24 protein-coding genes and 1 riboswitch are annotated in these 25,459 nt (G+C 70.8%); of the genes, 13 read left to right on the top strand and 11 right to left on the bottom strand.

The annotated features are described in order from the left end of the window. Positions 1 to 57: 57 nt before the first annotated feature. Both AC2YHB_RS20470 and AC2YHB_RS20465 read right to left on the bottom strand, forming a co-directional pair. On the bottom strand, positions 58 to 681 hold the full coding sequence (locus tag AC2YHB_RS20470; RefSeq protein WP_487354533.1) for a class I SAM-dependent methyltransferase: 624 nt from the start codon (positions 679 to 681) through the stop codon (positions 58 to 60). Next, positions 678 to 968 (bottom strand): DUF2530 domain-containing protein, encoded by a 291-nt coding sequence (locus AC2YHB_RS20465; RefSeq protein WP_242530330.1) that lies wholly within the window; start codon positions 966 to 968, stop codon positions 678 to 680. The genes AC2YHB_RS20470 and AC2YHB_RS20465 overlap by 4 nt, the downstream gene beginning before the upstream one ends. A gap of 80 nt (positions 969 to 1,048) precedes the next feature. On the opposite strand from AC2YHB_RS20465, the gene AC2YHB_RS20460 reads away from it, so the two are divergent. From AC2YHB_RS20460 to phoH2, 9 genes are all read left to right on the top strand, one after another. Continuing rightward, positions 1,049 to 1,495 carry a MarR family transcriptional regulator gene (locus tag AC2YHB_RS20460; protein WP_207006704.1) on the top strand — a complete coding sequence of 149 codons (447 nt, stop codon included), beginning with the start codon at positions 1,049 to 1,051 and terminating at the stop codon, positions 1,493 to 1,495. Beyond that, positions 1,492 to 2,775 carry an MFS transporter gene (locus tag AC2YHB_RS20455; RefSeq protein ID WP_179651986.1) on the top strand — a complete coding sequence of 428 codons (1,284 nt, stop codon included), beginning with the start codon at positions 1,492 to 1,494 and terminating at the stop codon, positions 2,773 to 2,775. The genes AC2YHB_RS20460 and AC2YHB_RS20455 overlap by 4 nt, the downstream gene beginning before the upstream one ends. Beyond that, entirely contained in the window at positions 2,772 to 4,229 is a 1,458-nt protein-coding gene (locus tag AC2YHB_RS20450) for an NCS2 family permease (protein WP_179647975.1), read from the top strand. Before AC2YHB_RS20455 ends, AC2YHB_RS20450 begins: the two co-directional genes overlap by 4 nt. A gap of 239 nt (positions 4,230 to 4,468) precedes the next feature. Next, positions 4,469 to 4,843 (top strand): 30S ribosomal protein S12, encoded by a 375-nt coding sequence (rpsL, locus tag AC2YHB_RS20445; protein ID WP_036551109.1) that lies wholly within the window; start codon positions 4,469 to 4,471, stop codon positions 4,841 to 4,843. A 1-nt stretch (position 4,844) separates the two neighbouring features. Further along, the gene (gene rpsG, locus AC2YHB_RS20440; protein WP_028654596.1) at positions 4,845 to 5,315 is read left to right on the top strand and encodes a 30S ribosomal protein S7; all 471 of its coding nucleotides are present in this window, start codon (positions 4,845 to 4,847) and stop codon (positions 5,313 to 5,315) included. A 134-nt stretch (positions 5,316 to 5,449) separates the two neighbouring features. Further along, positions 5,450 to 7,522 (top strand): elongation factor G, encoded by a 2,073-nt coding sequence (gene fusA / locus AC2YHB_RS20435; protein ID WP_218864918.1) that lies wholly within the window; start codon positions 5,450 to 5,452, stop codon positions 7,520 to 7,522. Between the two features lie 99 nt (positions 7,523 to 7,621). Next, positions 7,622 to 8,815, top strand: coding sequence for an elongation factor Tu (tuf, locus tag AC2YHB_RS20430; RefSeq protein ID WP_036551112.1), 1,194 nt, complete (start codon positions 7,622 to 7,624; stop codon positions 8,813 to 8,815). Positions 8,816 to 8,907: 92 nt separating this feature from the next. Further along, the gene (gene trmB, locus AC2YHB_RS20425) at positions 8,908 to 9,651 is read left to right on the top strand and encodes a tRNA (guanosine(46)-N7)-methyltransferase TrmB (RefSeq protein WP_487354532.1); all 744 of its coding nucleotides are present in this window, start codon (positions 8,908 to 8,910) and stop codon (positions 9,649 to 9,651) included. 194 nt (positions 9,652 to 9,845) lie between these two features. Beyond that, positions 9,846 to 11,177, top strand: a complete 1,332-nt coding sequence (gene phoH2 / locus AC2YHB_RS20420) for an RNA 5'-3' helicase PhoH2 (protein ID WP_179647973.1) — start codon at positions 9,846 to 9,848, stop codon at positions 11,175 to 11,177. Between the two features lie 6 nt (positions 11,178 to 11,183). On the opposite strand, the gene AC2YHB_RS20415 is transcribed toward phoH2, so the two are convergent. Then, positions 11,184 to 11,540 carry a DUF2200 domain-containing protein gene (locus AC2YHB_RS20415; RefSeq protein ID WP_308645481.1) on the bottom strand — a complete coding sequence of 119 codons (357 nt, stop codon included), beginning with the start codon at positions 11,538 to 11,540 and terminating at the stop codon, positions 11,184 to 11,186. 329 nt (positions 11,541 to 11,869) lie between these two features. Between AC2YHB_RS20415 and AC2YHB_RS20410 the strand changes: the two genes are divergently transcribed. Continuing rightward, positions 11,870 to 12,427 carry an aggregation-promoting factor C-terminal-like domain-containing protein gene (locus tag AC2YHB_RS20410; RefSeq protein WP_257026809.1) on the top strand — a complete coding sequence of 186 codons (558 nt, stop codon included), beginning with the start codon at positions 11,870 to 11,872 and terminating at the stop codon, positions 12,425 to 12,427. Between the two features lie 60 nt (positions 12,428 to 12,487). Here the strand turns inward: AC2YHB_RS20410 and AC2YHB_RS20405 are convergent, their stop codons facing one another. Next, on the bottom strand, positions 12,488 to 13,900 hold the full coding sequence (locus AC2YHB_RS20405) for an acyl-CoA synthetase (RefSeq protein WP_487354531.1): 1,413 nt from the start codon (positions 13,898 to 13,900) through the stop codon (positions 12,488 to 12,490). Positions 13,901 to 14,012: 112 nt separating this feature from the next. Between AC2YHB_RS20405 and AC2YHB_RS20400 the strand changes: the two genes are divergently transcribed. Beyond that, complete coding sequence (locus AC2YHB_RS20400) at positions 14,013 to 14,324, top strand: GlsB/YeaQ/YmgE family stress response membrane protein (RefSeq protein WP_036551121.1); 312 nt, start codon at positions 14,013 to 14,015, stop codon at positions 14,322 to 14,324. Between the two features lie 10 nt (positions 14,325 to 14,334). Here AC2YHB_RS20400 and AC2YHB_RS20395 read toward each other — a convergent pair whose 3' ends face one another. From AC2YHB_RS20395 to AC2YHB_RS20365, 7 genes are all read right to left on the bottom strand, one after another. Next, positions 14,335 to 15,723: a class II fumarate hydratase gene (locus AC2YHB_RS20395; RefSeq protein ID WP_487354530.1), complete on the bottom strand. Its 1,389-nt coding sequence runs from the start codon at positions 15,721 to 15,723 to the stop codon at positions 14,335 to 14,337. 27 nt (positions 15,724 to 15,750) lie between these two features. Beyond that, positions 15,751 to 16,974, bottom strand: coding sequence for a hypothetical protein (locus AC2YHB_RS20390; protein WP_487354529.1), 1,224 nt, complete (start codon positions 16,972 to 16,974; stop codon positions 15,751 to 15,753). A 114-nt stretch (positions 16,975 to 17,088) separates the two neighbouring features. Next, the gene (locus AC2YHB_RS20385; RefSeq protein ID WP_487354528.1) at positions 17,089 to 18,015 is read right to left on the bottom strand and encodes a serine hydrolase domain-containing protein; all 927 of its coding nucleotides are present in this window, start codon (positions 18,013 to 18,015) and stop codon (positions 17,089 to 17,091) included. Between the two features lie 2 nt (positions 18,016 to 18,017). Then, positions 18,018 to 18,278: a TFIIB-type zinc ribbon-containing protein gene (locus AC2YHB_RS20380; RefSeq protein ID WP_036551130.1), complete on the bottom strand. Its 261-nt coding sequence runs from the start codon at positions 18,276 to 18,278 to the stop codon at positions 18,018 to 18,020. Positions 18,279 to 18,380: 102 nt separating this feature from the next. Further along, a complete protein-coding gene (locus AC2YHB_RS20375) occupies positions 18,381 to 20,225 on the bottom strand; it encodes a hypothetical protein (RefSeq protein ID WP_487354527.1) in 1,845 nt (614 codons plus the stop codon). Positions 20,226 to 20,311: 86 nt separating this feature from the next. Next, entirely contained in the window at positions 20,312 to 22,000 is a 1,689-nt protein-coding gene (locus AC2YHB_RS20370; protein WP_207006694.1) for a fumarate hydratase, read from the bottom strand. A 93-nt stretch (positions 22,001 to 22,093) separates the two neighbouring features. Next, positions 22,094 to 23,374, bottom strand: a complete 1,281-nt coding sequence (locus tag AC2YHB_RS20365) for a choice-of-anchor P family protein (protein WP_179647967.1) — start codon at positions 23,372 to 23,374, stop codon at positions 22,094 to 22,096. Positions 23,375 to 23,607: 233 nt separating this feature from the next. Between AC2YHB_RS20365 and AC2YHB_RS20360 the strand changes: the two genes are divergently transcribed. Together AC2YHB_RS20360 and thiE are read left to right on the top strand one after the other, a co-directional pair. Next, positions 23,608 to 24,693, top strand: a complete 1,086-nt coding sequence (locus tag AC2YHB_RS20360; protein WP_179647966.1) for an NAD(P)-binding domain-containing protein — start codon at positions 23,608 to 23,610, stop codon at positions 24,691 to 24,693. Positions 24,694 to 24,696: 3 nt separating this feature from the next. After that, positions 24,697 to 24,807: riboswitch (TPP riboswitch) on the top strand. Next, the gene (thiE, locus tag AC2YHB_RS20355) at positions 24,798 to 25,415 is read left to right on the top strand and encodes a thiamine phosphate synthase (RefSeq protein WP_179647965.1); all 618 of its coding nucleotides are present in this window, start codon (positions 24,798 to 24,800) and stop codon (positions 25,413 to 25,415) included. It overlaps the preceding riboswitch by 10 nt. Positions 25,416 to 25,459: the final 44 nt, after the last annotated feature.

Here is a 25,459-nt window from a genome sequence, read left to right as displayed (position 1 = left end):
GCGTCGCGAGCTGCGGTTCGTGCCCACTCGAGGGGGTCAGCTCACGCCGCGTCGGCGTCAGGCGCGGCTGAGGACCCAGACGGCGTACAGGTCGTCGACCGGCCGCAGGTCGTAGCCGCCGAACCGGTGGTCGACCCGCAGCCCGGCGGCGGTCGCGTCCGCGACGAACTCGTCCGGCGGGTAGGTGCGCGCGCTCGCCGGTCCGCCCTGCAGGTGGAAGCCGGCGAGGATCCGCCCGCCCGGCGCGAGCAGCGAGCCCAGCCGTTCGAGCACGGCCACCTCGGTGTCCTCGGCGAGGAAGGTGAGCACGTTGCCGACGCAGACGACGAGGTCGAAGGCGTCGGGCGCCCCGGCGGCCGCCAGCGCGTCGGGGGAGAGCGCGAGGATCTCCAGCGGCAGCACCTCCAGCCCCGGCCAGGTACGACGGGCCCGCGCGACGAGCGCGGGGTCGGGCTCGGCCGCGACGACCCGGTGCCCGTGGTCCAGCAGGTAGGCGCCGACGCGTCCCATGCCGGCCCCGGCGTCGAGCACGCGGGAGCCGCGGGCCAGCATCGCGTCGGCGAGGCGGGCCTCGCCGAAGACGTCCTCGCCCTGCTCGATCAGCTCGGCGAAGCGCTCCCCGTAGCCGACGTTCTTCGCTCCGCCGAGTGCCCAGCGGGTCGGGGGGAGCGGCTCGCTCACGGCTCGTCGTGCTCGCGCTCGGCGCGGACCAGGCGGCGGCGCTTGCAGTACTCCATCCCGAGCAGCCCGAGGCCGACGCCGGTCAGGCACATCCACAGCAGCCAGGTGCGGCCGTCCTCCTCGAGGCGGCCGTAGAACGGCAGCAGTGCCACGAAGGCGATCGCGAACAGCGCGGTGCCGACCTGGACCGTCCGCACCCCGTCGACGTCGAGGGGCTCGACGGGCGCGATCAGGTAGGTGCGGTTGCCGATCTCGTGCTGGGTCGGCTGGTCGTCGCGGAGCTCCACGGTTCGATCGTAGACCGCGGGGCCGGACCGGCGCAGTCCGGCCGGAATAGTTGCTTGAGGTAATGACTTAGACTAACGACATGCCGACCAGGGAACAGCTGCGCACGAACGTGGGGCTCGCGACCGAGCTCCGGTTCTCGGTGATGCGCCTGCGCCGGAGGCTGGTGCGCGAGCGCCACCCCGACAACGACCTCAGCCTCCCGTCGATGGCGGTGCTCTGGGCGCTCCACCGGCTCGGTGACCTCACCATCGGCGCGCTGGCCAGCCGTGAGCAGGTGCGCCCGCCGAGCATGACCCGCACCGTGAACTGCCTGGCCGACGCGGGCCTGGTCGAGCGGCAGCCCCACCCGACGGACGGCCGACAGGTCGTCGTACGGCTCACGGAGGAGGGGCGCGCGGTGGTCCACGCCGATGCGACCCGCCGTGACCGGTGGCTCTCGCGCCGCCTCGAGGAGCTGACGCCCGCCGAGCGCGACGTCCTGCGCCAGGCCGCCCCCATCCTGCAGCGCATCGCCGCTGCCGACTGACGAACGAAGGAGTCACCACGAGCCCCCGCTTCCGATCCCTCGCCCACCCCAACTACCGCCTCTACTTCGCCGGCAGCCTCGTCTCCAACGTCGGCACGTGGATGCAGCGCGTCGCGCAGGACTGGCTGGTCCTGACCATCCCCGGCAACGGCGGCACCGCGCTCGGCATCACCACCGGGCTCCAGTTCCTGCCCGTGCTCCTGCTCTCGCCGTACGCCGGCGTCATCGCGGACCGCTTCCCGAAGCGCCGGATGCTGCAGGTCACCCAGGCGGTGATGGCGCTCGCCGCGCTCGCCCTCGGTGCGATCGCCGCGCTCGGCGTCGCCGAGACCTGGCACGTCTACCTGCTCGCCTTCGTCTTCGGCATCGGCGCCGCCTTCGACGCGCCGGCCCGCCAGGCCTTCGTCTCGGAGATGGTCGGCGCCGACGACGTGGCCAACGCGGTCAGCCTCAACTCCGCGGCGTTCAACACCGCCCGGCTGATCGGTCCCGGCATCGCCGGCCTCCTGATCGGTATCGGTGGCGGCGGGATGCGCGCGACCGGCTGGGTCATCCTCGCCAACGCCGTCTCGTACGCCGCCGTCATCCTCCAGCTCCGCCGGATGGACCCCGCCGGGCTGCACTCGCCGCGCCCGGCCGGTCGCGAGCCGGGCATGCTCCGCGCAGGCATCGGCTACCTGCGCGGCCAGCCGAAGATGCTGATGATCCTCGTGCTCGTCTTCTTCGTCGGGACCTTCGGCATGAACTTCCAGCTCACCTCGGCCCTCATGGCCACCGACGTGTTCGGCAAGGGCGCCGAGGAGTACGGCGTCCTGGGCTCCTTCCTCGCGATCGGCTCGCTCAGCGGCGCGCTGCTCGCCGCCGGGCGGGCGCGGGTGCGGGTCCGGCTCCTGATGGGGGCGGCCGTCGCGTTCGGCGTGCTCGAGATCGTGGCCGGGTTCGCGCCGTCGTACCTGCTCTTCGTGGTGCTCTGCCCGCTCCTGGGCGTCTCGGTCATCACGGTCCTCAACTCCTGCAACGCCCTGCTCCAGACCGAGTCCGACCCGGCGATGCGCGGGCGGGTGATGGCGATCTACATGACGATCGTCATGGGCGGGACCCCGATCGGCTCGCCGTTCATCGGCTGGATCGGCGAGCAGTACGGCGCCCGGTGGACGCTGGTCGTCGGGGGAGTGCTGGTGCTGGTCGGCGTCGGCCTGGCCGTTCTCGTGAGGAGCCTGGCCGCTGGCCGCGAGCCCTCTGCGCAAGCGGTGCGCGAGCCTGCCATGCTGCCCTCGTGAGCTCTGCGCAGACCGCCCCCGGGACCAGCCCGGTCGACCGCTACTTCCGGATCTCCGAGCGGGGATCCACCGTCGGCCAGGAGGTGCGTGGCGGGGTCGTCACGTTCTTCACGATGGCCTACATCGTGGTGCTGAACCCGCTGATCCTCGGGTTCGCGGCCGATGTCGACGGCAACTACCTCGGCGGCGGCTCGGTGCCGGGCGGCGGCCTGGCGGCCATCGCCGCCGGCACCGCCCTCGTCGCCGGTGTGCTGACGATCCTGATGGGCGTCGTCGCCAACTACCCGCTCGCGCTGGCGACCGGGCTGGGCCTGAACGCCTTCCTCGCCTTCTCGATCGCCGGCCAGATGACCTGGGCCGACGCGATGGGCCTCATCGTCATCGAGGGCGTGCTGATCCTGGTGCTGGTGCTGACCGGCTTCCGGACCGCCGTCTTCCGCGCGGTCCCGGCAGAGCTGAAGGTCGCGATCTCGGTCGGCATCGGGCTGTTCATCGCGCTGATCGGCTTCGTCGACGCGGGCTTCGTGACCCGGATCCCCGGCGGGACCACGGTGCCGGTGCAGCTGGGCAGCGACGGCAACCTCAGCGGCTGGCCCGTGCTCGTCTTCATCGGCGGCCTGCTGCTGATGGTGGCCCTGTGGGTGCGCAAAGTGCGCGGCGCGATCCTGATCTCGATCGTCGTGATGACCGTCGTCGCGGTCGTCGTCGAGGCGATCGGCGACCTCGGCCGCGTCTCGGAGAAGGCCGGCGGCTGGGCGCTGACCGTCCCGGCCTGGCCGGACAGCTTCCACGCCCCCGACTTCGGCACGCTGGGCGAGTTCAACCTGCTCGGCTCCTGGGACCAGGTCGGCGTGGTGACCGTGCTGCTGCTCGTCTTCTCGCTCCTCCTGGCCGACTTCTTCGACACCATGGGCACGATGACGGCCATCGGCGCCGAGGCGAAGCTGCTCGACGAGGAGGGCATGCCGCCGAACGCGGCGCGGATCCTCGCCGTCGACTCGGTCGCCGCGATCGCCGGCGGCGCGGCCGGCGTCTCGTCGAACACGTCGTACATCGAGTCCGCCGCAGGTGTCGGCGAGGGCGCGCGCACCGGCCTCGCCTCGGTCGTGACCGGGCTGCTGTTCCTGCTGACGATCTTCCTGTCGCCGCTCGTGGCGATGATCCCGTCGGAGGCGGCCGTCCCGGCGCTCGTGCTGGTCGGCTTCCTGATGATGCAGCAGGTCACGGGCATCGCGTGGGACGACCTGGAGGTCGCGATCCCGGCCTTCCTGACCATCGTGCTGATGCCGTTCACCTACTCGATCACGGTCGGCATCGGGGCCGGATTCGTGTCCTACGTCTTCCTCAAGCTGGTCCGCGGGAAGGCCGCCGACGTCCACGCGCTGCTGTGGGTCGTCGCGGGCCTGTTCGTGGTCTACTTCGCCATCGACCCGATCACCCGGTGGCTGACCTGAGAGCCGGCCCGCGAACCGGCCGTTCCCGGCGTGACCCGGCATTTTGACCCGCCTATGGGCGGCCGGTAATCTCGATTCTCGTGTCTGGGGCGACCCGGCACGTCCCGCATGCCCTCAGACCAGCCCCGATCCGACGGGGCCATCGGCGGGGGAACCAGCATCCGGCACAGCAGCGAGCAGTACCCCCGAGCCCGGCATGGTGCCGGGCCGAGAGACAACACCGAGAGGGAAGCACAAGAGTGCCCACCATTCAGCAGCTGGTCCGCAAGGGCCGCCAGGACAAGGCGTCGAAGACCAAGACGCCTGCCCTGAAGGGATCGCCTCAGCGGCGCGGTGTCTGCACCCGCGTCTACACCACCACCCCGAAGAAGCCGAACTCCGCCCTCCGCAAGGTCGCCCGCGTGCGCCTGAGCAGTGGCGTCGAGGTCACGGCCTACATCCCGGGTGAGGGTCACAACCTCCAGGAGCACTCGATCGTGCTCGTCCGCGGCGGCCGTGTGAAGGACCTGCCCGGTGTCCGCTACAAGGTCATCCGCGGCGCGCTCGACACGCAGGCCGTGAAGAACCGCAAGCAGGCTCGCAGCCGCTACGGCGCCAAGAAGGAGAAGAGCTGACATGCCGCGCAAGGGCCCCGCTCCGAAGCGCCCCATCGACGTCGACCCGGTCTACGGTTCGCAGCTGGTGAGCCAGCTGGTGTCGAAGGTGCTGCAGGATGGCAAGAAGCAGGTTGCTCAGCGGATCGTGTACGCCGCTCTCGAGGGCACCCGCGAGAAGACCGGCACCGACCCGGTCATCACCCTCAAGCGTGCGCTCGACAACGTGCGCCCCGCGCTCGAGGTCAAGTCCCGCCGCGTCGGTGGTGCGACCTACCAGGTCCCCGTCGAGGTCAAGGGCAACCGTGGCACGACGCTGTCGCTGCGCTGGCTCGTGGGCTACGCCCAGGAGCGTCGCGAGAAGACGATGGCCGAGCGCCTGCAGAACGAGATCCTCGACGCCGCCAACGGCCTCGGTGCCGCTGTGAAGAAGCGCGAGGACACCCACAAGATGGCCGAGTCCAACAAGGCCTTCGCCCACTACCGCTGGTGATCTCGTCGGAGCGGGCCCGCCACCGCGGCGCCCGCTCCGGCACCCACCGGTTCCATCCCCTTACCTAAGGAACGCTGACTCACGTGGCAGTCGACATCACGACGGACCTGAACGTCGTCCGCAACATCGGCATCATGGCGCACATCGACGCCGGCAAGACCACCACCACCGAGCGCATCCTGTTCTACACCGGCATCTCCTACAAGATCGGTGAGGTCCACGACGGCGCTGCCACGATGGACTGGATGGAGCAGGAGCAGGAGCGCGGCATCACGATCACGTCGGCCGCGACGACCTGCTGGTGGAAGAAGCACCAGATCAACATCATCGACACCCCGGGCCACGTGGACTTCACGGTCGAGGTCGAGCGCTCGCTGCGCGTCCTCGACGGTGCCGTCGCGGTCTTCGACGGTGTCGCCGGCGTGGAGCCCCAGTCGCAGACCGTGTGGCGCCAGGCCAACAAGTACGCCGTCCCGCGGATGTGCTTCGTCAACAAGCTCGACCGGACCGGTGCGGACTTCTACCGCGTCGTCGACTCGATCGTGCAGAAGCTCAACTCGACCCCGCTGGTCCTCCAGATCCCGATCGGTGCCGAGGGCGACTTCATCGGCGTCGTCGACCTGGTCGAGATGAACGCCAAGGTCTGGCGCGGCGAGACCGCCCAGGGCGAGGACTACGTCGTCGAGGAGATCCCCGCCGACCTCGCCGACAAGGCCGCCGAGTACCGCGAGAAGCTCGTCGAGACCCTCGCCGAGGCCGACGACGACATCATGGAGGTCTACCTCGAGGACGGCGACACGTTCGACGTGCCGACCCTCAAGGCCGCCATCCGTCGCGCGACCCTGGCCGACAAGGTCAACCCGATCCTCACCGGCACCGCGTTCAAGAACAAGGGCGTGCAGCCCCTGCTCGACGCGATCGTCGACTACCTCCCCTCGCCGCTCGACGTGGACGCCATCGTCGGCCACAAGCCGGGTGCCGAGGAGACCGAGGAGAACGAGATCTCGCGCAAGCCCTCCAGCGAGGAGCCGCTGTCCGCGCTCGCGTTCAAGATCGCCGCCGACCCGCACCTGGGCAAGCTGACCTTCGTCCGCGTCTACTCGGGCAAGCTCGAGGCCGGCGCGACCGTGCTCAACGCGAGCAACGGCCGCAAGGAGCGGATCGGCAAGGTCTACCAGATGCACGCCAACAAGCGTGAGGAGATCGCGTCGGTCGGCGCCGGCCAGATCGTCGCCGTCATGGGCCTCAAGGACACCCGGACCGGTCACACCCTCTCCGACACGGCCAAGCCGGTCGTGCTGGAGTCGATGACCTTCCCGGCGCCGGTGATCTCGGTCGCCATCGAGCCGAAGACGAAGGCCGACCAGGAGAAGCTCGGCGTCGCCATCGGCCGTCTCGCCGAGGAGGACCCGACCTTCGTCGTCAAGACCGACGAGGAGACCGGCCAGACCATCATCTCCGGCATGGGCGAGCTCCACCTGGAGATCCTCGTCGACCGGATGAAGCGCGAGTTCAAGGTCGAGGCGACCGTCGGCAAGCCGCAGGTCGCCTACCGCGAGACCATCCGCGGCACCGTCTCGAACCACAGCTACACCCACAAGAAGCAGACCGGTGGGTCGGGCCAGTTCGCGAAGGTCGTCATCTCGCTGGAGCCGAACATCGACCCCGAGACCGGTCTCGGTGCGGGCTACGAGTTCGTCAACAACGTCACCGGTGGTCGCGTCCCGCGCGAGTACATCCCGTCCGTCGACAACGGCGGCCAGGAGGCCATGGAGTTCGGCGTCCTCGCCGGCTACCCGATGGTCGACGTGAAGTTCACCCTCGAGGACGGCGCCTACCACGACGTCGACTCGTCCGAGCTCGCGTTCAAGATCGCCGGCATCCAGTCGTTCAAGGAGGCCGCCCGCAAGGCGAACCCGTGCCTCCTCGAGCCGATGTTCGCCGTCGAGGTCACCACGCCCGAGGACTTCCTCGGCACGGTCATCGGTGACATCAACAGCCGTCGCGGTCAGATCCGCGCGCAGGAGGAGCGTCACGGCGACATCGTCGTGTCCGCCCTCGTGCCGCTGTCCGAGATGTTCGGGTACGTTGGCGACCTGAGGTCCAAGACCTCTGGTCAGGCGTCGTACTCGATGGAGTTCGACTCGTACGCCGAGGTTCCCACGAACATCGCCGACGAGATCATCAAGAAGGCGCGCGGCGAGTAGTCCCCTGGGTCATCGACCCATGGGGGATCTCGACGCAGACCCTCGGCGCACCACCCCTTCAGTACGAGTCAAGTAACAACACATCAGGAGGAGCCCCCAGTGGCTAAGGCGAAGTTCGAGCGGAACAAGCCGCACGTGAACATCGGCACGATCGGTCACATCGACCACGGCAAGACGACGCTGACCGCGGCGATCTCGAAGGTGCTGCACGACAAGTACCCGGACCTCAACGAGGCCTCGCCGTTCGACCAGATCGACAAGGCTCCCGAGGAGCGTCAGCGCGGCATCACGATCTCGATCGCGCACATCGAGTACCAGACCGAGGCGCGCCACTACGCGCACGTCGACTGCCCCGGTCACGCCGACTACATCAAGAACATGATCACCGGTGCTGCCCAGATGGACGGCGCGATCCTGGTGGTCGCCGCGACCGACGGCCCGATGCCGCAGACCCGCGAGCACGTGCTGCTCGCCCGCCAGGTCGGCGTGCCCGCCCTGGTCGTCGCGCTCAACAAGTGCGACATGGTCGACGACGAGGAGCTCATCGAGCTCGTCGAGATGGAGGTGCGCGAGCTCCTCAACGAGTACGAGTTCCCGGGCGACGACGTCCCGGTCGTGCGCGTTGCGGCCTTCCCGGCCCTCAACGGCGACGCCAAGTGGGGCGAGTCGGTTGCCGAGCTCATGTCGGCCGTCGACGAGTACATCCCGCAGCCCGAGCGTGAGGTCGACAAGCCGTTCCTCATGCCCGTCGAGGACGTCTTCACGATCACCGGTCGTGGCACCGTCATCACCGGCCGTATCGAGCGCGGCATCGTCAAGGTGAACGAGGAGGTCGAGATCATCGGCATCCGCGACACCGCGATCAAGACCACCGTCACCGGTGTCGAGATGTTCCGCAAGCTGCTCGACGAGGGCCAGGCCGGTGAGAACGTCGGTCTGCTGCTCCGCGGCACCAAGCGCGAGGACGTCGAGCGCGGCATGGTCGTGGTGAAGCCGGGGACCACCACCCCGCACACCAACTTCGAGGCCAGCGTCTACATCCTCTCGAAGGAGGAGGGCGGCCGTCACACGCCGTTCTTCAACAACTACCGTCCGCAGTTCTACTTCCGGACCACCGACGTGACCGGCGTCGTGACCCTTCCCGAGGGCACCGAGATGGTCATGCCGGGCGACAACACGGACATGACGGTCGAGCTCATCCAGCCGATCGCCATGGACGAGGGTCTGAAGTTCGCGATCCGTGAGGGTGGCCGCACCGTCGGCGCCGGCCGGGTCACGAAGATCACCAAGTGATCTGACCTGCTTCGGGGAAGCCCCCTGCTGCTTCGGCAGCAGGGGGCTTCCTGCATTTCTGCCCGCACGCTCCCAGCCGGGAGAATGTCGGCGTGAACGACGAGCAGGACCACGCGGGCGGCGTACGCCCGGCCCGACCGCACCACAAGCTGACCGAGGACGGGCGGCGGGTGCGGGAGGTGCTGACCTACGCGCGGCGGGGGAGCCGGTTCTCGCCGAAGCAGCAGGCTGCCTGGGACGAGTACGCCGACCGGTGGGTCGTGCCGGACGAGGCGGTCGACGAGCCGGGGTTCAGCTGGACCACCTGGTTCGGGCGGGAGGCGCCGCTCATCGTCGAGATCGGCGGCGGCGTCGGCGAGGCGACCGCGGCCCTGGCGGCCGCCCGGCCGTCGTACAACGTCCTCTCGCTGGAGGTGTGGCGCCCGGGTGTCGCCGAGAGCCTCGGGCGGGTCGCCGAGGCGGGCGCCGACAACGTCCGCTTCTGCGGCGTGGACGCCGTGTGGACGCTGGAGAACCTGCTGGCCGAGGGCAGCATCAGCGAGCTGTGGACCTTCTTCCCGGACCCCTGGCACAAGACCCGCCACCACAAGCGGCGGCTCGTCGTCCCGGAGTACGCGCGCCTGGTGGCCACGCGGCTCGTGCCGGGTGGCCTGTGGCGGCTCGCGACGGACTGGGCCGACTACGCCGAGCAGATGGTGGAGGTGCTCGACGCCGAGCCGCTGGTCGAGGGTGGTGTCGTCGAGCGCTGGGCCGAGCGGCCGGTCACCAAGTTCGAGCGCAAGGGCATCGCGAAGGAGCGCACGATCACCGACCTGGCCTACCGTCGCGTCACCTGACATTAACGTTCGCGCACCGGCGTGGCGCGCGAAACGGACATCCCCCGGGCGTACTTTCCGATCAGTGGCAGGTGGGGAAGCCGGCCACATCGGGAGGCCCGACGTGACGATTCACGACTGCGCAGCCCGGTCCATCCACAAGGAATAGGGCCGGGGCGGCCCTGGTGGGTGCGCGCGGTCCGGTGAGGTGAGTCGTGGGATCCAGTCACGATGGGGCACAGACCAGCACGCAGCGCCGTACCTACGTCCTCGACACGAGCGTCCTGCTCGCCGACCCGGCCGCACTGCGCCGGTTCGAGGAGCACGAGGTCGTCCTTCCGGTCGTCGTGATCACCGAGCTGGAGGGCAAGCGGCACCACCCCGAGCTGGGGTACTTCGCGCGCAGCGCCCTGCGGATGCTCGACGAGATGCGGGTCAGCCACGGCCGCCTCGACACGCCCGTCCCCGTGGGTGAGGACGGGGGCACGGTCCGCGTCGAGCTCAACCACACCGACGCCGCCTCGCTGCCCTCCGGCTTCCGGCTCGGCGACAACGACACCCGCATCCTCGCGGTCGCGCGCAACCTCGCCGACGAGGGCCACCAGGTGACCCTGGTGTCCAAGGACCTCCCGATGCGGATCAAGGCCTCGGCGGTCGGCCTGGACGCCCAGGAGTACCGCGGGGAGGCGATCAGCGACTCGGACACCGGCTACTCCGGCATGGCCGAGATCGAGGTCGCGGCCACCGACCTCGACGAGCTGTACGACGACGGGACGCTCGACCTTCCCGAGGCGCGTGAGCTGCCGTGCCACACCGGCCTGGTGATGCTGTCCGACCGGGGCACCGCGCTCGGCCGAGTCGGACCGGACAAGCAGGTGCACCTGGTCCGCGGCGACCGCGAGGCGTTCGGCATCCACGGCCGCAGCGCCGAGCAGCGCATCGCGCTGGAGCTGCTGCTCGACCCCGACGTGGGCATCGTGTCCCTCGGCGGGCGCGCCGGCACCGGCAAGTCCGCCCTGGCGCTGTGTGCCGGGCTGGAGGCGGTCATGGAGCGCCAGCAGCACAAGAAGGTCGTCGTCTTCCGTCCGCTCTTCGCCGTCGGCGGCCAGGAGCTCGGCTACCTGCCCGGCTCGGAGTCGGAGAAGATGTCGCCCTGGGGCCAGGCGGTCTTCGACACCCTCGGCGCCCTGACCTCGCGCGACGTGGTCGACGAGATCCTGGACCGGGGGATGCTCGAGGTGCTGCCTCTGACCCACATCCGCGGCCGCTCGTTGCACGACTCCTTCGTGATCGTCGACGAGGCGCAGTCGCTCGAGCGCAACGTGCTGCTGACGGTGCTCTCCCGGATCGGCGCCAACTCGAAGGTCGTGCTCACCCACGACGTCGCCCAGCGCGACAACCTGCGGGTCGGCCGCCACGACGGCATCGTCGCGGTCGTCGAGAAGCTCAAGGGCCACCCGCTGTTCTCGCACGTCACGCTGACCCGCTCCGAGCGCTCGCCGATCGCCGCGCTCGTCACCGAGATGCTGGAGAACGTCGTCGTCTGACGCCCCTCACCCGTGGTCGGCGGGCTGGCGGAGGACCTTCTCGAGCGCCTTGCCCTTCGCCAGCTCGTCGACCAGCTTGTCGAGGTAGCGGATCCTGCGCATCAGCGGGTCCTCCACCTCCTCGACCCGGATGCCGCACACGGTGCCCGTGATCAGCGACGCCTGTGGCGTGAGCTCGGCGGCGTCGAAGAAGTCCGCGAACGTCGTACCCGCGTCGAGGTGCGCCTCCAGCTCGGCCTGGCTGAAGCCGGTCAGCCAGCGGATGGTCTCGTCGAGCTCGGCCTTCGAGCGGCCCTTCCGCTCCACCTTGGTGACGTAGTGGGGGTAGACGGACGCGACGCTGGTCGTGAAGATCCGGTGCACCTCCTCACTGTAGGTGCCGGTGCTGGGGCTCGTGTGACTGCTGGGACCAGCGTGACGGAGCCGGCCGAAACCGGGCGGTGCGCCTGTGCGGTTCGGTTTGCACCTGCCGCGGCCGTCAGGCATGGTGGTCGCTGGTCGCCGGCGGTGATGACAACGGTGTCGGGCCCGATCGGGCGGCGACCAGCGTCCTGCCGTCGAGCCCGAAGTCGAGAATTTTGACGAAGCACGCACCGAGCCACGGGAAAGGGCCTGCGCCCAAGCACCGCGGAAAGCCGAAGCATGCCCACCTCGCCGAAGCACCTCGCAAGGCAGCCCGCAACGTCGTCGTCATGTCGTCGGTCGCCGTCGCCGTCACCGGGGTGTCGGTGGCCGCGGGAGTCGTCGGCAACGACGTCCCCGCCTCCACGGCCAGCGCTGACATCGATGCGCTGAGCGGCGCCGGGACGGTCCAGCCGACCGTCGCCGCGGAGAGCCGCGAGCCCGTGCTGTCCCGCTCGGACCGCCGGCCCGAGGCCGACCCGGTCAAGACCGCCACCCTCGACGAGTCCGCGGGCTCCGCGATGACCGACGAGCGCCGGCTCTCCGACTCCGACCCGCGCGACATCGCTCGCGCCCTGCTGTCGGAGTTCGGCTTCTCCTCGGACCAGTTCGGCTGCCTCGACTCGCTGTGGACCCGCGAGTCCGGCTGGCGGGTCAACGCCGACAACCCCAGCTCGAGCGCCTACGGCATCCCGCAGGCCCTCCCGGGCTCCAAGATGTCGTCGGCCGGCTCCGACTGGGCCACCAACCCCGCGACGCAGATCCGCTGGGGCCTGGGCTACATCCAGAGCCGCTACGGCAGCCCGTGCAGCGCCTGGGGCCACAGCGAGTCCCACGGCTGGTACTAGCCGGACCGCGCGAGCGCCCGCTGGCGGCAGGACCGTCGCCTCGCGCGACGGCCGACCGTCTCAGGCCAGCCGTGACTTCTGCACCTTCCCCATCTCGTTGCGGGGGAGCGAGGCCACGAAGCGCACCTCGCGCGGGCGCTTGTGCGCGGACAGCTCCGCGCCGACCCAGGCGGTGATCTCGGCGCCCAGCGCGTCCTCGTCGGCGACGTCGGAGCGGGGGACGACGTACGCGACGATCCGTTGGCCCAGGTCCTCGTCCGGGGCGCCGACGACGGCGCACTCGGCGACGGCGGGGTGGCCGAGGAGGGTAGACTCGATCTCGCCCGCGCCGATCCGGTAGCCGCCCGACTTGATCAGGTCGACCGACGCCCGGCCGACGATCCAGTGGCGCCCGTCGGGGGCGATGCAGGCGACGTCACCGGTGCGGAACCAGCCGTCCTCGGTCCACACCTCGGCGGTGGCCTCCGCGCGGTTGAGGTAGCCGTCGAAGAGCGTCGGGCCACGGACCTCGAGGCTGCCCACGGACTCGCCGTCGTGGGGCACCGGCGCGCCGTCCTCGTCGCGCAGCCGGGTCTCGACGCCGGTGATGGGGACGCCGACCCAGCCGGCCTGCCGGACGCCGTCGGCGCGGGTGGCGACGGTGATCAGGGTCTCGCTCATGCCGTAGCGCTCGACGGGGTCGTGCCCGGTCAGCTGCCGCAGGCGCTCGAACACGGGGACCGGCAGGGCGGCACTGCCCGAGACGAGCAGCCGGGCCTCGCGCAGGGCAGCCGCGTGCTCGGGCGCCTCGACGAGGCGGCTCCACACGGTCGGCACCCCGAAGAACAGCGTCGCCCCGGCGCGCGCGGCGTCGGCGTACCGCTCCGGCGTGGGCCGGCCGGTGTGCACCAGGCCGCTGCCGGTGCGCAGGGGCCCCAGGACGCCCAGCACGAGGCCGTGCACGTGGAAGAGCGGCAGGCCGTGGGCGAGCACGTCCTCGGCCGTCCACGACCAGGCGTCGGCGAGCCCGTCGAGGCCGGCGGCCAGCGCGGAGCGGGCCAGCAGCACGCCCTTGGGCAGGCCGGTCGTCCCCGAGGTGTAGAGCACGAAGGCCGGCGCGTCCTCGGCCACCCCCGCCGGCGTGTACGACGCCCGGGCGGCCAGGTCGACCGGCAGGTGCTCGATCCCGTGCGGGTCCGGAGGGGCGGCGCCGAGCCAGCACTCGGGGGCGCTGTCCCCGAGCAGGTGCCGCAGCTCGGCCGCCCCCGAGTCGGGCGGGACCGGCACGACCGTCGCCCCGGCCAGCAGCGCACCCACGACGGCCACCACGGTGTCCATGGTGGGCGTGGCGTGCACGGCGACCCGGGCGCGGCCGGCCAGCGGTGCGCCCAGGGCGGCTGCGGCGCCGAGGAGCTCGGGCGCGGTGAGCGTCGTACCGTCGACGGAGACGGGACGCCCGGTGCCGTCGACGAGGGCGGTCAGGAGCTCGGCCACACCCCGCATCCTCCCGGATCCGGTGCCGGGGTCCCCGATGCGGGGTGCCTGCGGGTGCATGATGCCTGCATGGGCGGGGCTCGGGTGTCCCGCACGACCGAAGGAGCCCGTCATGCTCTGGACCATCATCGTGACCATCGTCGGCGGCGCCGTCATCGGCCTGCTCGGCAAGGCCGTCGCGCCGGGTGACCGGACGAAGTTCCCGCTGTGGCTGACGATCGTGTGCGGCATCGTCGGCATGCTGGTCGGCAGCTTCATCTACTGGGGCCTGTTTGGCAGCAACAACGGCGACTTCGACAACCACGAGGCGACGTGGGACAACGCCACGAACGGGATCGACTGGCTGCGCCACGCGTGGCAGGTCGGCGTCGCGGCGGTGGCGGTGATCGTCGCGGCCGCGCTGACCGGCCGCAAGAAGGCCTGAGCCGGCCGGTTCAGGGTCGCGTCATCGCGGCGAGGTCGAGCGCGGCGTCGAGCTCCTCGAGGGTGAGGTCGCCGCGCTCGACGTACCCGAGCGCCAGGACGGTCTCGCGGATGGTCGTGCCGGTCGCGAGCGCCTGCTTGGCGACCTTGGCGGCCGCCTCGTAGCCGATGTGGCGGTTGAGCGGGGTCACGACGGACGGCGACGACGCCGCGTAGCGGTGCATCCGCTCGGCGTCGGCCGTGATGCCGTCGATGCAGCGCCGCGCGAGCGTGGTCGTCGACGTCGACAGCAGGCGGACCGACTCCAGCAGGTTGCGGGCGATCACCGGCATCGCGACGTTGAGCTCGAAGCTGCCGCTGGCGCCCGCCGCGGTGACGGCGGCGTCGTTGCCGATGACCTGCATGCAGACCATCAGCGTCGCCTCGGGGAGCACCGGGTTGACCTTGCCCGGCATGATCGAGGAGCCCGGCTGCAGGTCGGGCAGGTGGATCTCGGCCAGGCCGGTCGTCGGGCCGGAGCCCATCCAGCGCAGGTCGTTGCAGATCTTGGTGAGGCCGACCGCGATCGTGCGCAGTACGCCGCTGAGCTCGACGAGGGAGTCGCGCGTGCCCTGCGCCTCGAAGTGGTTGCGCGCCTCGGTGAACGCCTGACCGGTGGCCTCGGCGAGCGCCGCGATCGCGGCCGCGGCGAAGCCAGGGGGGGTGTTGATGCCCGTGCCGACCGCGGTCCCGCCCAGTGGCAGCTCCCGCACACGGGGCAGGACGGACTCCAGCCGCTCGGCGCCGTAGCGGATCGTGGCGGCGTACCCGCCGAACTCCTGGCCCAGGGTCACCGGCGTCGCGTCCATGAGGTGCGTCCGGCCGGACTTCACCAGGTCGGCGAACTCGGCCGCCTTCGCCTCCAGCGACGTCGCGAGCACGTCGAGCGCCGGCAGCAGGTCGCGGACGACGGCCAGTGTCGCGGCGACGTGGATCGCGGTCGGGAAGGTGTCATTGCTCGACTGGCTGGCGTTGACGTGGTCGTTGGGGTGGACGCTCACGCCGGCGCGGGCGGCCAGGGTCGCGATCACCTCGTTGGCGTTCATGTTGGAGCTGGTGCCCGAGCCGGTCTGGAAGACGTCGATGGGGAACTCGCCGTCGTACGTCCCGTCCGCCACCGCACGGGCAGCGTCCGCGATCGCGCCGGCCAGGTCGGACGGCAGCACGCCGAGGTCGGCGTTGGCGCGCGCCGCGGCCGCCTTCACCTCGCCGAGCGCGTGGACGAGCGCCGGCTCGATCGGCGTGCCGCTGATCGGGAAGTTCTCGACGGCCCGCTGGGTCTGCGCCTGCCAGAGGGCCGCTGCCGGGACCCGGACCTCGCCCATGGAGTCGTGCTCGATCCGGAAGTCCTCGTTGCTCACGTCTTCGAAACTACTCCGGCGGTGGGATCAGACCCAGACCTTGTAGCGCACGGTGAGCGTGAAGCTCTTCACGTCGTAGTGGTTGAACGACGCCGTGCCGGCGTCCCAGTAGACCCACTTCTTGCCGCTGGCGGACCGCACGACCTTGCTGGCCGCCACCCGGACGCCGGCGTGGGAACCGACCGTGCGACTGAGCCGGACCACAGCCGCAGGGTCGGCCGTGGCGGACGCGGGCTCGTAGACCAGCGCGCCGACGCTCGTGCCGTACCCACGCGATGCGCCTCCGGAGGCGTCGATGCGCACGTCGACATAGCTCGCGGCCGACGGCAGGCTGGCCCGGTGGCGGGTGAGCACCGTCGTCGCAGAGGTGGCGGTCGAGCGGCAGCGGGTGTTGGCGTAGTAGCCGAGCGAGCCCGACCACCCGTGCGAGGACGGTGAGCGCAGCGTCGAGCAACGGCCGACCGAGCTGCTGATCCGGGAGGCGGTGGCACTCACCGTCCGGGTGTATGTCCTGAGCACGAGCTGCTGGACCTTGAAGGAGACGGACGGACCGACATTCCTCGCTCCGTCGACGATGCGCAGCGTGTACGAACCGACGGGCAGGAGGAGGCCGTCGGAGTCGCGACCGTTGTAGAGGTCCGACCAGGTGCCCGCGGTGTACGAGTAGATCGGCCGGAAGTTGACCTCGGTGCCAGCGGCGTCGACCACGCTGAAGTAGCGGTAGTCCGTGCCCGTGCCGGTCGACGTCACCGACACGGGGTCGTACTCGCCGGAGCTGTTGCGCCGGAAGTAGGGGCGCGACAGGCTGACCGTGCCGTCCGGGGCATCGACGTCGACGGTGATGGTCGGCGACTTGCCGGAGTCCAGGATGGAGTGGAGCGGGCCCGTGTAGTCACCACTGCCGTCGGAGGCGGTGACCGTGACGGTGCCGACGAGCTCGTAGGCACCGGTCGTCAGGCCCTCGGAGGTCAGGGTGACGTCGAAGGTGCCGGCCGGGCTGCCCGTCTCGCCCTCGGCATGCACCGTCGGGGCCGTCGCCACGGGAACCCCGTCCTTCGCGACGTGCGCGTCGAACACCCAGTGCCCCTCGCGGTCCGTGTCAATGGTGAAGTTGGGCCCGTCCGGCGGGTTGGCGCCGATGAAGTGGGTCAGGTAGCCCGCGACATCGAGGGCTCCGGCGGCATGCGTCGGAGCGACCCCGACGAACGTGGCCGAACAGGCGATGAGCATGGCGATGAGCGCGCGACGCATGGAGGTCCCTCCCCGAGACGTGGCGCTCCCACGGCGCCGGAGGGATCGTACGTCGGCATCCGCCCGGCCGCGGCATCTTCGGTGGAAGGCGTGACCGATACGGGTGCCAGGCCCTCATCGTGGCGCCAGCAGGTCCATCCCGACCCGGTCCACCGACCTCGTCGTGGCCCGTACGACGACCGCGGCACGCCCCGCGTCCCGGTCGACACCGACGAACGAGCGCCAGCCGCCGGTCCCGCCGTTGTGCCAGGTGATCGCGCGCCCGCGCACCGTGGTGGTGAGCCACGCGTCGCCGATCCGGACGGCGGGCCCGGCGAAGGAGGCCGTCGGCTCGAGCGCGGCCACCCCGGGGGCGGAGCCGTCGAGCAGGGCGGCCGCGAAGGCGGCGAGGTCGCCCAGCGTCGACCGGATGCCGCCGGCGGGTCCCAGGCCCTCCCCGGTCCACGGCTCGGCTGCCCGGCCCCGGCGCGTGGTGCCGGCGAGGGCGCGCGGCGACAGCTCGGCCGGCGTCGCGGGGACGTACCAGCTGTCGAGGCCCAGGGGTACGGCGATCCGGTCGCGCACGAGCCCGGCGTAGGTCGTCCCCGCCGCCGCGGCCACGGCATGCCCGAGCAGCTCGAAGCTCAGGTTCGAGTACGACGCCCGCGCCCGGCCGACCGTGGTCGCGCGGGTCTGCTCCAGCAGCTCGGCCAGCGTGTCGTCGTACGGGTTGGCGGCGTGGCGCCACAGGCGCCACGAGCGCCCGGCCATGCCGGGGATCCGCGGCAGCCGGGGGAGTCCGGACCGGTGCTGGGCGAGCGAGCCGAGCGTCACCCCGCCCGCCGGGCAGCCGGCGAGCGGGAGGTGCTGCTGGAGGAGGTCCTCCGGAGCGACCTCGCCGCGCTCGACCGCGTCGCGGAAGAGCAGTCCGGTGACGCCCTTGGAGACCGAGCCGATCTCCACCTCCGCGTCGTCGGGCAGCAGGTGGCTCGTCGTGCTGGTCTCGCCCGCGGCGACGACGGCGACGCCCCAGGGGAGGTCGCCGAGGTCGGGTGCCTCCACGCTCAGTCGAAGAGCTCGGAGAGCCACGACTCCTTGCGCCGCTTCTTGTAGTGGCCCTGGTCGCGGCGGTCGTCGTACCGGTCGTACTGCTGCGGGCGCGGGGCCTGCGGGGCGGCCGGCTGCTGCTGGCCGACGGAGCGGTCGATGATCTTGTCCAGCTCGCCGCGGTCCAGCCAGACGCCGCGGCACTGCGGGCAGTAGTCGATCTCGATGCCGTTCCGCTCGCTCATCACCAGCGTGGTCTCGTCAACGGGGCAGCGCATGCCTGGTGAACGGCCCGGACGTTCCGCGGGTTCCCGGGGGACGTCGGCACCGGACGTGGGCCGTCGTTCCAGTAGCCGTGCGAGCTCGCCAGCCGTGGGAAGTCAGGTCCAGTTGTAGTACCGCACGGTCACGGTGAACGACTTCACGTCGTACCGGCTTCGAAACGCGGTGGCGAAACCCCAGTACAGGTAGCGGTCGCTGCCGATCATGCCCGAGGCCGATCGCCGCGGCCCGGTATGGGTACCCAGGGGCGGGGTGGACCAGTACTCGGTGACCCAACGGGAGTCGGAGGGATCTGCTGCGGCGAGGTAGCGCAACAGGCCCCGGCTGCGCGGAGCCGATCGAGCTGCGCCACCAGTGACCTGCACCTCGACATCGACTCGCTGGACAGCGCTCGGCAGCCGGACCCGATGCAACGTGGACACGGCGCTGGCGGCCCACGTCTGGCGGGCGCACAGGGTGTTCGCGTAGAAGCCGAGAGATCCGGTCCAGCCCCGCAACGAGGGGCGCCGCAGTGTGCTGCAACGACCACGGAAGGCGGGACCGGCCTGGCTTCCGGAAGCCGAGACAGTACCGCGGTAGGTGTGCAGGACGCCCCGGGCGTGGGAGACCGTCAGATTGCGGATCAGCGAGGGGTTCCCGTGCTTGTCGACCGCGACGACGGTGTAGGAGCCCGCGGGCACGACGGCGCCGGCGTCGTCCCGGCCGTCCCACTCGGCCAGGCCGAAGAGGGAGGTCGCGTACCACGGCTCGATGTGGCGCACGGTGGCGCCATCAGCGTCGCGGATCTCGATGAGGTCGCTGACGTCGACCTGCTGGGAGTCCTTGATCGAGATCGTCACCCCGCGGTACGCCGACAGTGCCGCGACGGCCTTCGGATGGATCGCCGTCCTCGAGACCGTGAGGCCTTCGATCGCAGGTCCGACCCGGTCGGCCATCAGCGTGGTCTCGGTGGTGAACGCCGAGCTGTAGGAGCCGAAGTCCGGGTCATCGACGGCGAGTCGTCCCACGACGGTGAGGTTGCCGTCGGGCAGCCCCGTGCCCGGGATGGTGAAGGTCAGGGTGCCGTCCTCGCCGACGGACCCCGTCTGGTGTCTGCTCGTTCCGGGCAGGGATGTGCCGTCCTGCTCGATCGACCAGTCGAGCGCGTAGTCGCCGGAATGGTCCGCACGGATGGTCGCGGTGCTGTCCGGTGCGCTGCTGGTGATCAGGGTCGCGCTGGTGAGCTTTGCGCGCAGGGCGCCACGGGCGACTGTCATCGTCGGGCTCTGGTCGGCGGTGTAGTCCGTGCACGCGGACACGTTGGCGACCGCGCAGCGGCGAGCCAGCAGCTTGCCGACCCCGTCGGCGAGGTCCAGCGTCACCGGCCCTTCATGGGGCACGGGGAATGACCGCCCGCCCGGGTTGCCGGTCCAGGGATCGGTGTAGCTCCACAACACCCTCAGATTTCCGCCGCCGCCGGGGTCGCTGACCGTCAAGTCCACCTGCTGGGGCGTGTCGTCGCCGTTGCGACCGATCGTCGTGTCGGTGGGCGAGGTGATGGTCGGCACCAGGTCGGTCGGAACGAGGACCTCCGAGGGCGCGGAGTACGACGGCGCGGGACACGGCGCCCAGGCGCTGGGTGCGACCGAGCATGCCCTGGCGATGACCTTGCCGTCGGAATGGCCCCAGGTCGGCAGGTCGAAGTCGAGCTCGTGGGTGTCCGCCGGTACGGTCAGCCACTCCCCGTCGTTGGTCTGGCCACTGTTGAGCTGGCAGTTGTCGAAGCAGATCCACACGGCTGGGGCGTCGGTGGTGACTGTGCCGGTCAGGTGTCCCGGCGTCGACACGTCGAGGTTGGACACCGTGACCGGGGGTGCCGGCACGTCGGCCGCAGAGGCGACGGCGGGCATCCCGCTGACCGCGGCGCCGAGGAGCAGAACAGCAAGAGCGTGGTTGAGGCGCATGGAAGAAACCCCCGAGACAGACACGAACGCCGGCGCAGCGCCGGCGGGCTCGGGAATCGTATGTCGCGAGGGCTTCTGTCCGCAGGCTATTCGGCCGAGCGCACCCGGATCCCGGAGATGGGCACCGTGACCGCACCGCTCGGGTCGGTGAAGAAGTCGTTGCCCTTGTCGTCGACCACGATGAACGCCGGGAAGTCCTCGACCTGGATCTTCCAGACCGCCTCCATGCCGAGCTCGGGGTACTCGATGACCTCCTGGCTCCTGATGCAGTCCTGGGCCAGCCGCGCGGCCGGGCCGCCGATCGAGCCGAGGTAGAAGCCGCCGTACTCGTTGCACGCCTCGGTGACCTGCTTGGAGCGGTTGCCCTTGGCGAGCATGACCATCGAGCCGCCGGCGGCCTGGAAGGACTTCACGTAGGAGTCCATCCGGCCGGCGGTGGTGGGGCCGAAGGAGCCGGAGGCCATGCCCTCGGGGGTCTTGGCCGGGCCGGCGTAGTAGACCGGGTGGTTCTTGAGGTAGTCGGGCATCTCCTCGCCGGCGTCCAGGCGCTCCTGGATCTTCGCGTGCGCGATGTCGCGGGCCACCACGAGCGGGCCGGTGAGGGAGAGCCGCGTCTTGACCGGGTACGACGACAGCTGGGCCAGGATCTCGCTCATCGGCCGGTTGAGGTCGACCTTCACGACCTCGCCGCCCGAGATGTCCTCGGCCACGCCGGCGTCGGGCATGTACTGCGCCGGGTCGGTCTCGAGCTGCTCGAGGAAGACGCCCTCGGACGTGATCTTGCCGAGCGCCTGCCGGTCGGCGGAGCAGGAGACGGCGATCGCGACCGGGCAGGAGGCGCCGTGGCGGGGGAGGCGGACGACGCGGACGTCGTGGCAGAAGTACTTGCCGCCGAACTGCGCACCGATCCCGAAGGACTGGGTCAGCTTGAAGACCTCCTCCTCCAGCTCGAGGTCGCGGAAGCCGTGGGCCGACATCGAGCCCTCGGTGGGCAGGTTGTCGAGGTAGTGCGCGCTGGCGTACTTCGCGGTCTTGAGCGCGAACTCGGCGGAGGTGCCGCCGATCACGACCGCCAGGTGGTACGGCGGGCAGGCGGCCGTGCCGAGCGAGCGGATCTTCTCGTCGAGGAACTCCAGCATCCGCTTCGGGTTGAGGACGGCCTTCGTCTCCTGGAAGAGGAACGACTTGTTGGCCGAGCCGCCGCCCTTGGCCATGAAGAGGAACTTGTACTCGGGCTTCCCGTCCTTCGACGGCGTGGAGTAGAGCTCGATCTGCGCCGGCAGGTTGGTGCCGGTGTTCTTCTCCTCGTACGTCGTCAGCGGGGCGAGCTGGCTGTAGCGGAGGTTGAGCTTCGTGTAGGCGTCGTACACGCCCTTGCTGATCCACTCGCCGTCGTCGGCGCCGGTGAGCACGCCCTCGGACTTCTTGCCCATCACGATGGCGGTGCCGGTGTCCTGGCACATCGGCAGGACGCCGCCGGCGGAGATGTTGACGTTCTTGAGCAGGTCGAGCGCCACGAACCGGTCGTTGCCCGACGCTTCGGGGTCGTCGATGATCTTGCGCAGCTGCTTCAGGTGCGCGGGGCGCAGGTAGTGGCTGATGTCGTGCATCGCCTCTGCGGTGAGCCGCTGGATCGCGGCGGGGTCGACCTTGAGGAAGGTCTGTCCGTCCGGGCCCTCGACGGTCTCGACGCCCTCCGTCGTGATCAGTCGGTAGGGGGTGTCGTCGTGCGACGCCGGGAGGAGGTCGGAGTACCGGAACTCTGCTTCAGCCACGGGCACCGAGGATATCGCGTCCGCGCGGAAGCCCTGACATGCGACGAGGGCCGGGCGCCCCTGGCGTCCGGCCCTCGTCGTTGCTGATCGGTGTCAGGCGGTGGTCATCTGCGTCGCAGCGATCGCGAACTCGATCACGGCGCCCACGGGGAGACCCGCCTGTGCCGTGTTGAGCGTGATCCGCAGGCCGTCGATCCGGTTGATCTTCTTGCCGGCGTCGACGCCCTGCTTGTTGAGCTCGACCTTGCCCAGCCCGGCCACGTCGATCGACGTGTTGGGCGAGACGTTGACCGGGATGGCGTTGCCGGCGATCACCAGGTTGACGGTCGTCATCTTCATGGACTGCGTCCACTTGCCGTCGACCAGCTTGGCGCTGGCGGTGACCTCGATCGCGTCGGCCTTGATCAGGCCGCCGAGGAGGTTGAGGCCCACCGTCTTGTTGGTGTTGGTGATGTCGGCGTTGCCGGTCGTCGAGTCACGGCTCGACGTGCTGGTCGAGGTCAGCGTGCCGAGGGTGGCGATGCCCGGGAGGCTCACCGTGGCCGTCGAGTTGCGCAGCGTGGTGCCGTTGCTGCCGTTGAACGGCGTGCCGGTGTAGGCGGTCGGGTCGGAGACGACGCTGATCTGCGTGCCGACCTTGGCCTGGATGCGGCTGCTGTAGGCGAAGCCACCGAGGCGCGGGGCGTTGGCGGCCGGGACGGCCTCCTGCAGGTAGTGGTTCACCGGGCTGGCGATGATGACCGTGCCCGCGTTGAAGCCGTCACGCGGCTTGAGCAGCTGCACGGCGACGGCCCAGCTGCGGGTGCCGGCGAGCTCGGAGGTGCCGGCGTGGAAGGTCGCGTTGAGGCTGATCGCCGCGACGCCCGGGATGTTGACGCTGTAGTTCTTCGGGATGTCGACCGGGAGGTTGACGCCGAGGATCTTGATGCCGAGCAGCTTGTGGTTGCCCACTGCGGAGCTGGTGCCGTCGGGCTTGCCGGTCGTGGTGACGGTGCTCTCGACGGCGTCGATCTTGATCAGGCCGTTGAGCAGGTTGACCCCGGCGACGCGCGCCCACGAGTTGATCTCGATGTTGCCACCGCTCTTGGTGGCCCAGGTCTTGGTCTCGGCGGCGCCGACGCTCAGCAGGCCGGTGACATTGGCCGCGGCGGTGCTGTTGCTGGACGTTCGGGCCGGACCGCCGCTGATCGCGGTCGCCGCGGTCAGGTCGGACGAGACGGTGCTGCCGAGCGCCTTGACGTACGTGGCGCCGGTGTTGGCGGAATAATTCCAGTCGTCGACCGGTGCGGCCTGCGCGGACGGCGACGGGACCGCCACCAGTGCGAAGACCGTCGCCAGGAAGGCGAACAGGCTCAAGAGCTTACGGACGTTCACGGGACCCCATTCCCACAGTGTTTTTCGTTGTCGTGTCCCCCGGCAGAACCCACGCTCCGCCCCGAGAGGGGGTAAAAGCCATGCCGTTCCCGCAGTATCAACGGAGCAATCCCCCCGCAGGTCACGCACAGATGGCGACAGGCTATCGCCTCCGTCCGGCTCGCGTGAGAGGGGTGACCAAACTCGCAGTGGGTACCGGGACGTGTTTCGCGCTCGCGAGCGTTCCTCCCACCATGCACGTGTACGACGCCGTGGTGATCGGGGCAGGCCAGGCCGGCCTGTCCGCGTCGTACCACCTCGGCCGGCTCGGCCTCGACCACGTGGTCCTCGACGCCAACCCCCGCCCGGGCGGGGCGTGGCAGCACCGCTGGGACTCGCTCACGATGAACGACGTCCACGGCGTCGCCGACCTGCCCGACGCGCCCGCCCCCGGCGGCTCGGCCGACCGGGCGAACGCGGTCCTCGCCGACTGGTTCGCGCGCTACGAGGCCGACCACCGGCTGCCCGTCGTCCGGCCCGTGCGCGTGGACCGGGTGACCTCCGAGGGCGACCTGCTGGTGGTGCACGCCGGCGCGCGGCAGTGGACCACGCGGACGCTGGTCAACGCGACCGGCACCTGGACGCAGCCTTTCGTGCCGTCGTACCCGGGGGCGGGGGAGTTCCGCGGCGAGCAGCTGCACACCGCCGACTACCCGGGGCCGGAGCACTTCGACGGCAAGCGGGTGCTCGTCGTCGGTGGCGGGGCCTCGGCCGTGCAGTTCATCGGCGAGCTGGCACCGCGGACCGACGTGCTCTGGGCGACCCGCCGCCCGCCGGTCTGGCGCGAGCACTTCGACGAGAACGTCGGTCGCCATGCGATCGAGATGGTGCAGGAGCGGGTGCGGCAGGGCCTGCCGCCCGCGAGCGTCGTCAGCGTGACCGGCCTCGCCCTGCGTCCGCAGGAGCAGGAGGCCGCGCGGCTGGGCGCCTACGAGCGGCGGCTGCCGATGTTCGAGCGGATCGAGCCGGACGGCGTCCGCTGGGCCGACGGCCGCTTCGAGCGGGTCGACGTGATCCTCTGGGCCACCGGCTTCCGGCCCGCGGTGGCCCACCTCGCACCGCTGCACCTGCGCAGCCCGCACGGCGGGATCGCCCTGCTGCAGAGCGGGTCCGACGTGCAGACCGCGACCACCGCGGAGCGCGACCCGCGGGTCCAGCTGGTCGGCTACGGGCCCTCCGCGAGCACGATCGGGGGCAACCGTGCGGGACGCGCGGCGGCGCTCGCCGTCCGCCGCTTCCTGGACGCGCAGTTGCGCGCCGGGGACCGTGCGCTAGCGTGATCGTCGACAACCCACGGGAGTCCGCGGCAGCGGGCTGAGAGGGAGCTGGAGCCGCTCCGACCGTCACACCTGATCCGGATCATGCCGGCGAAGGAACGGATGAGATGACTGTGCTGCGTGCTGTTCCCCTCGATGTGCCGAGGCTGACCTGCCTCGTGTCCGATGCCGACGACCTGTCGCTGTTGCCGGCGCTCGCCCGGGCCGGCGTGGACGGCTTCCAGGTCCGGGCCAAGGGCCTGACGACCCGCGACCTCGTCGCGCTGAGCCGTGCGGTGCTCGACGCCGTCCGCCCGTACGACGCCCGGGTGCTCGTCAACGACCGGCTGGACGTCGCCCTCGCCGCTGGTGCCGATGGCGTCCACCTCGGCGCCGAGGACCTCGCGGTCGCCGACGCCCGGCGGCTGGCGCCGCACCTCCTGGTCGGCGCGACCTGCCGGACCCGCGCGGGTGCGGAGGCGGCCGCCGCGGACGGTGCCGACTACGCCGGGTTCGGCCCGCTGCTCGCGACGACGTCCAAGGCGGGGCTGCCCGCCCCACTGGGCGTGGACGCGGTCCGCGAGGCCGCCGGCGTCCTCCCGCTCGTCGCGATCGGCGGCCTCACGGCCACCACGGCCACCGGCGCCCGGGCCGCAGGCGCGCACGGCGTGGCCGTGATCGGCGCGATCTGGCGACATCCCGATCCCGTGGCAGCAGCGAAGGAGCTCGTGCAGGCAGTCGCTTAGGCCATGTCTCCCACGCCACCGCCTGCTGCGCGACGTTTCCGACT

Source organism: Nocardioides sp. SRI_004 (assembly GCF_057586415.1).
Note: the sequence above shows the minus strand (reverse complement) of the source record. Positions and strands in the feature narration are given on the sequence as shown.

Coding starts and splice junctions, on each gene's coding strand:
- AC2YHB_RS20460 (WP_207006704.1), top strand. CDS start 1,049: ATGCCGACCAGGGAACAGCTGCGCACGAACGTGGGGCTCGCGACCGAG.
- rpsG (WP_028654596.1), top strand. CDS start 4,845: ATGCCGCGCAAGGGCCCCGCTCCGAAGCGCCCCATCGACGTCGACCCG.
- fusA (WP_218864918.1), top strand. CDS start 5,450: ATGGCGCACATCGACGCCGGCAAGACCACCACCACCGAGCGCATCCTG.
- AC2YHB_RS20410 (WP_257026809.1), top strand. CDS start 11,870: ATGTCGTCGGTCGCCGTCGCCGTCACCGGGGTGTCGGTGGCCGCGGGA.
- AC2YHB_RS20400 (WP_036551121.1), top strand. CDS start 14,013: ATGCTCTGGACCATCATCGTGACCATCGTCGGCGGCGCCGTCATCGGC.
- AC2YHB_RS20390 (WP_487354529.1), bottom strand. CDS start 16,974: ATGCGTCGCGCGCTCATCGCCATGCTCATCGCCTGTTCGGCCACGTTC.
- AC2YHB_RS20380 (WP_036551130.1), bottom strand. CDS start 18,278: ATGCGCTGCCCCGTTGACGAGACCACGCTGGTGATGAGCGAGCGGAAC.
- AC2YHB_RS20375 (WP_487354527.1), bottom strand. CDS start 20,225: ATGCGCCTCAACCACGCTCTTGCTGTTCTGCTCCTCGGCGCCGCGGTC.
- AC2YHB_RS20360 (WP_179647966.1), top strand. CDS start 23,608: ATGCACGTGTACGACGCCGTGGTGATCGGGGCAGGCCAGGCCGGCCTG.
- thiE (WP_179647965.1), top strand. CDS start 24,798: ATGACTGTGCTGCGTGCTGTTCCCCTCGATGTGCCGAGGCTGACCTGC.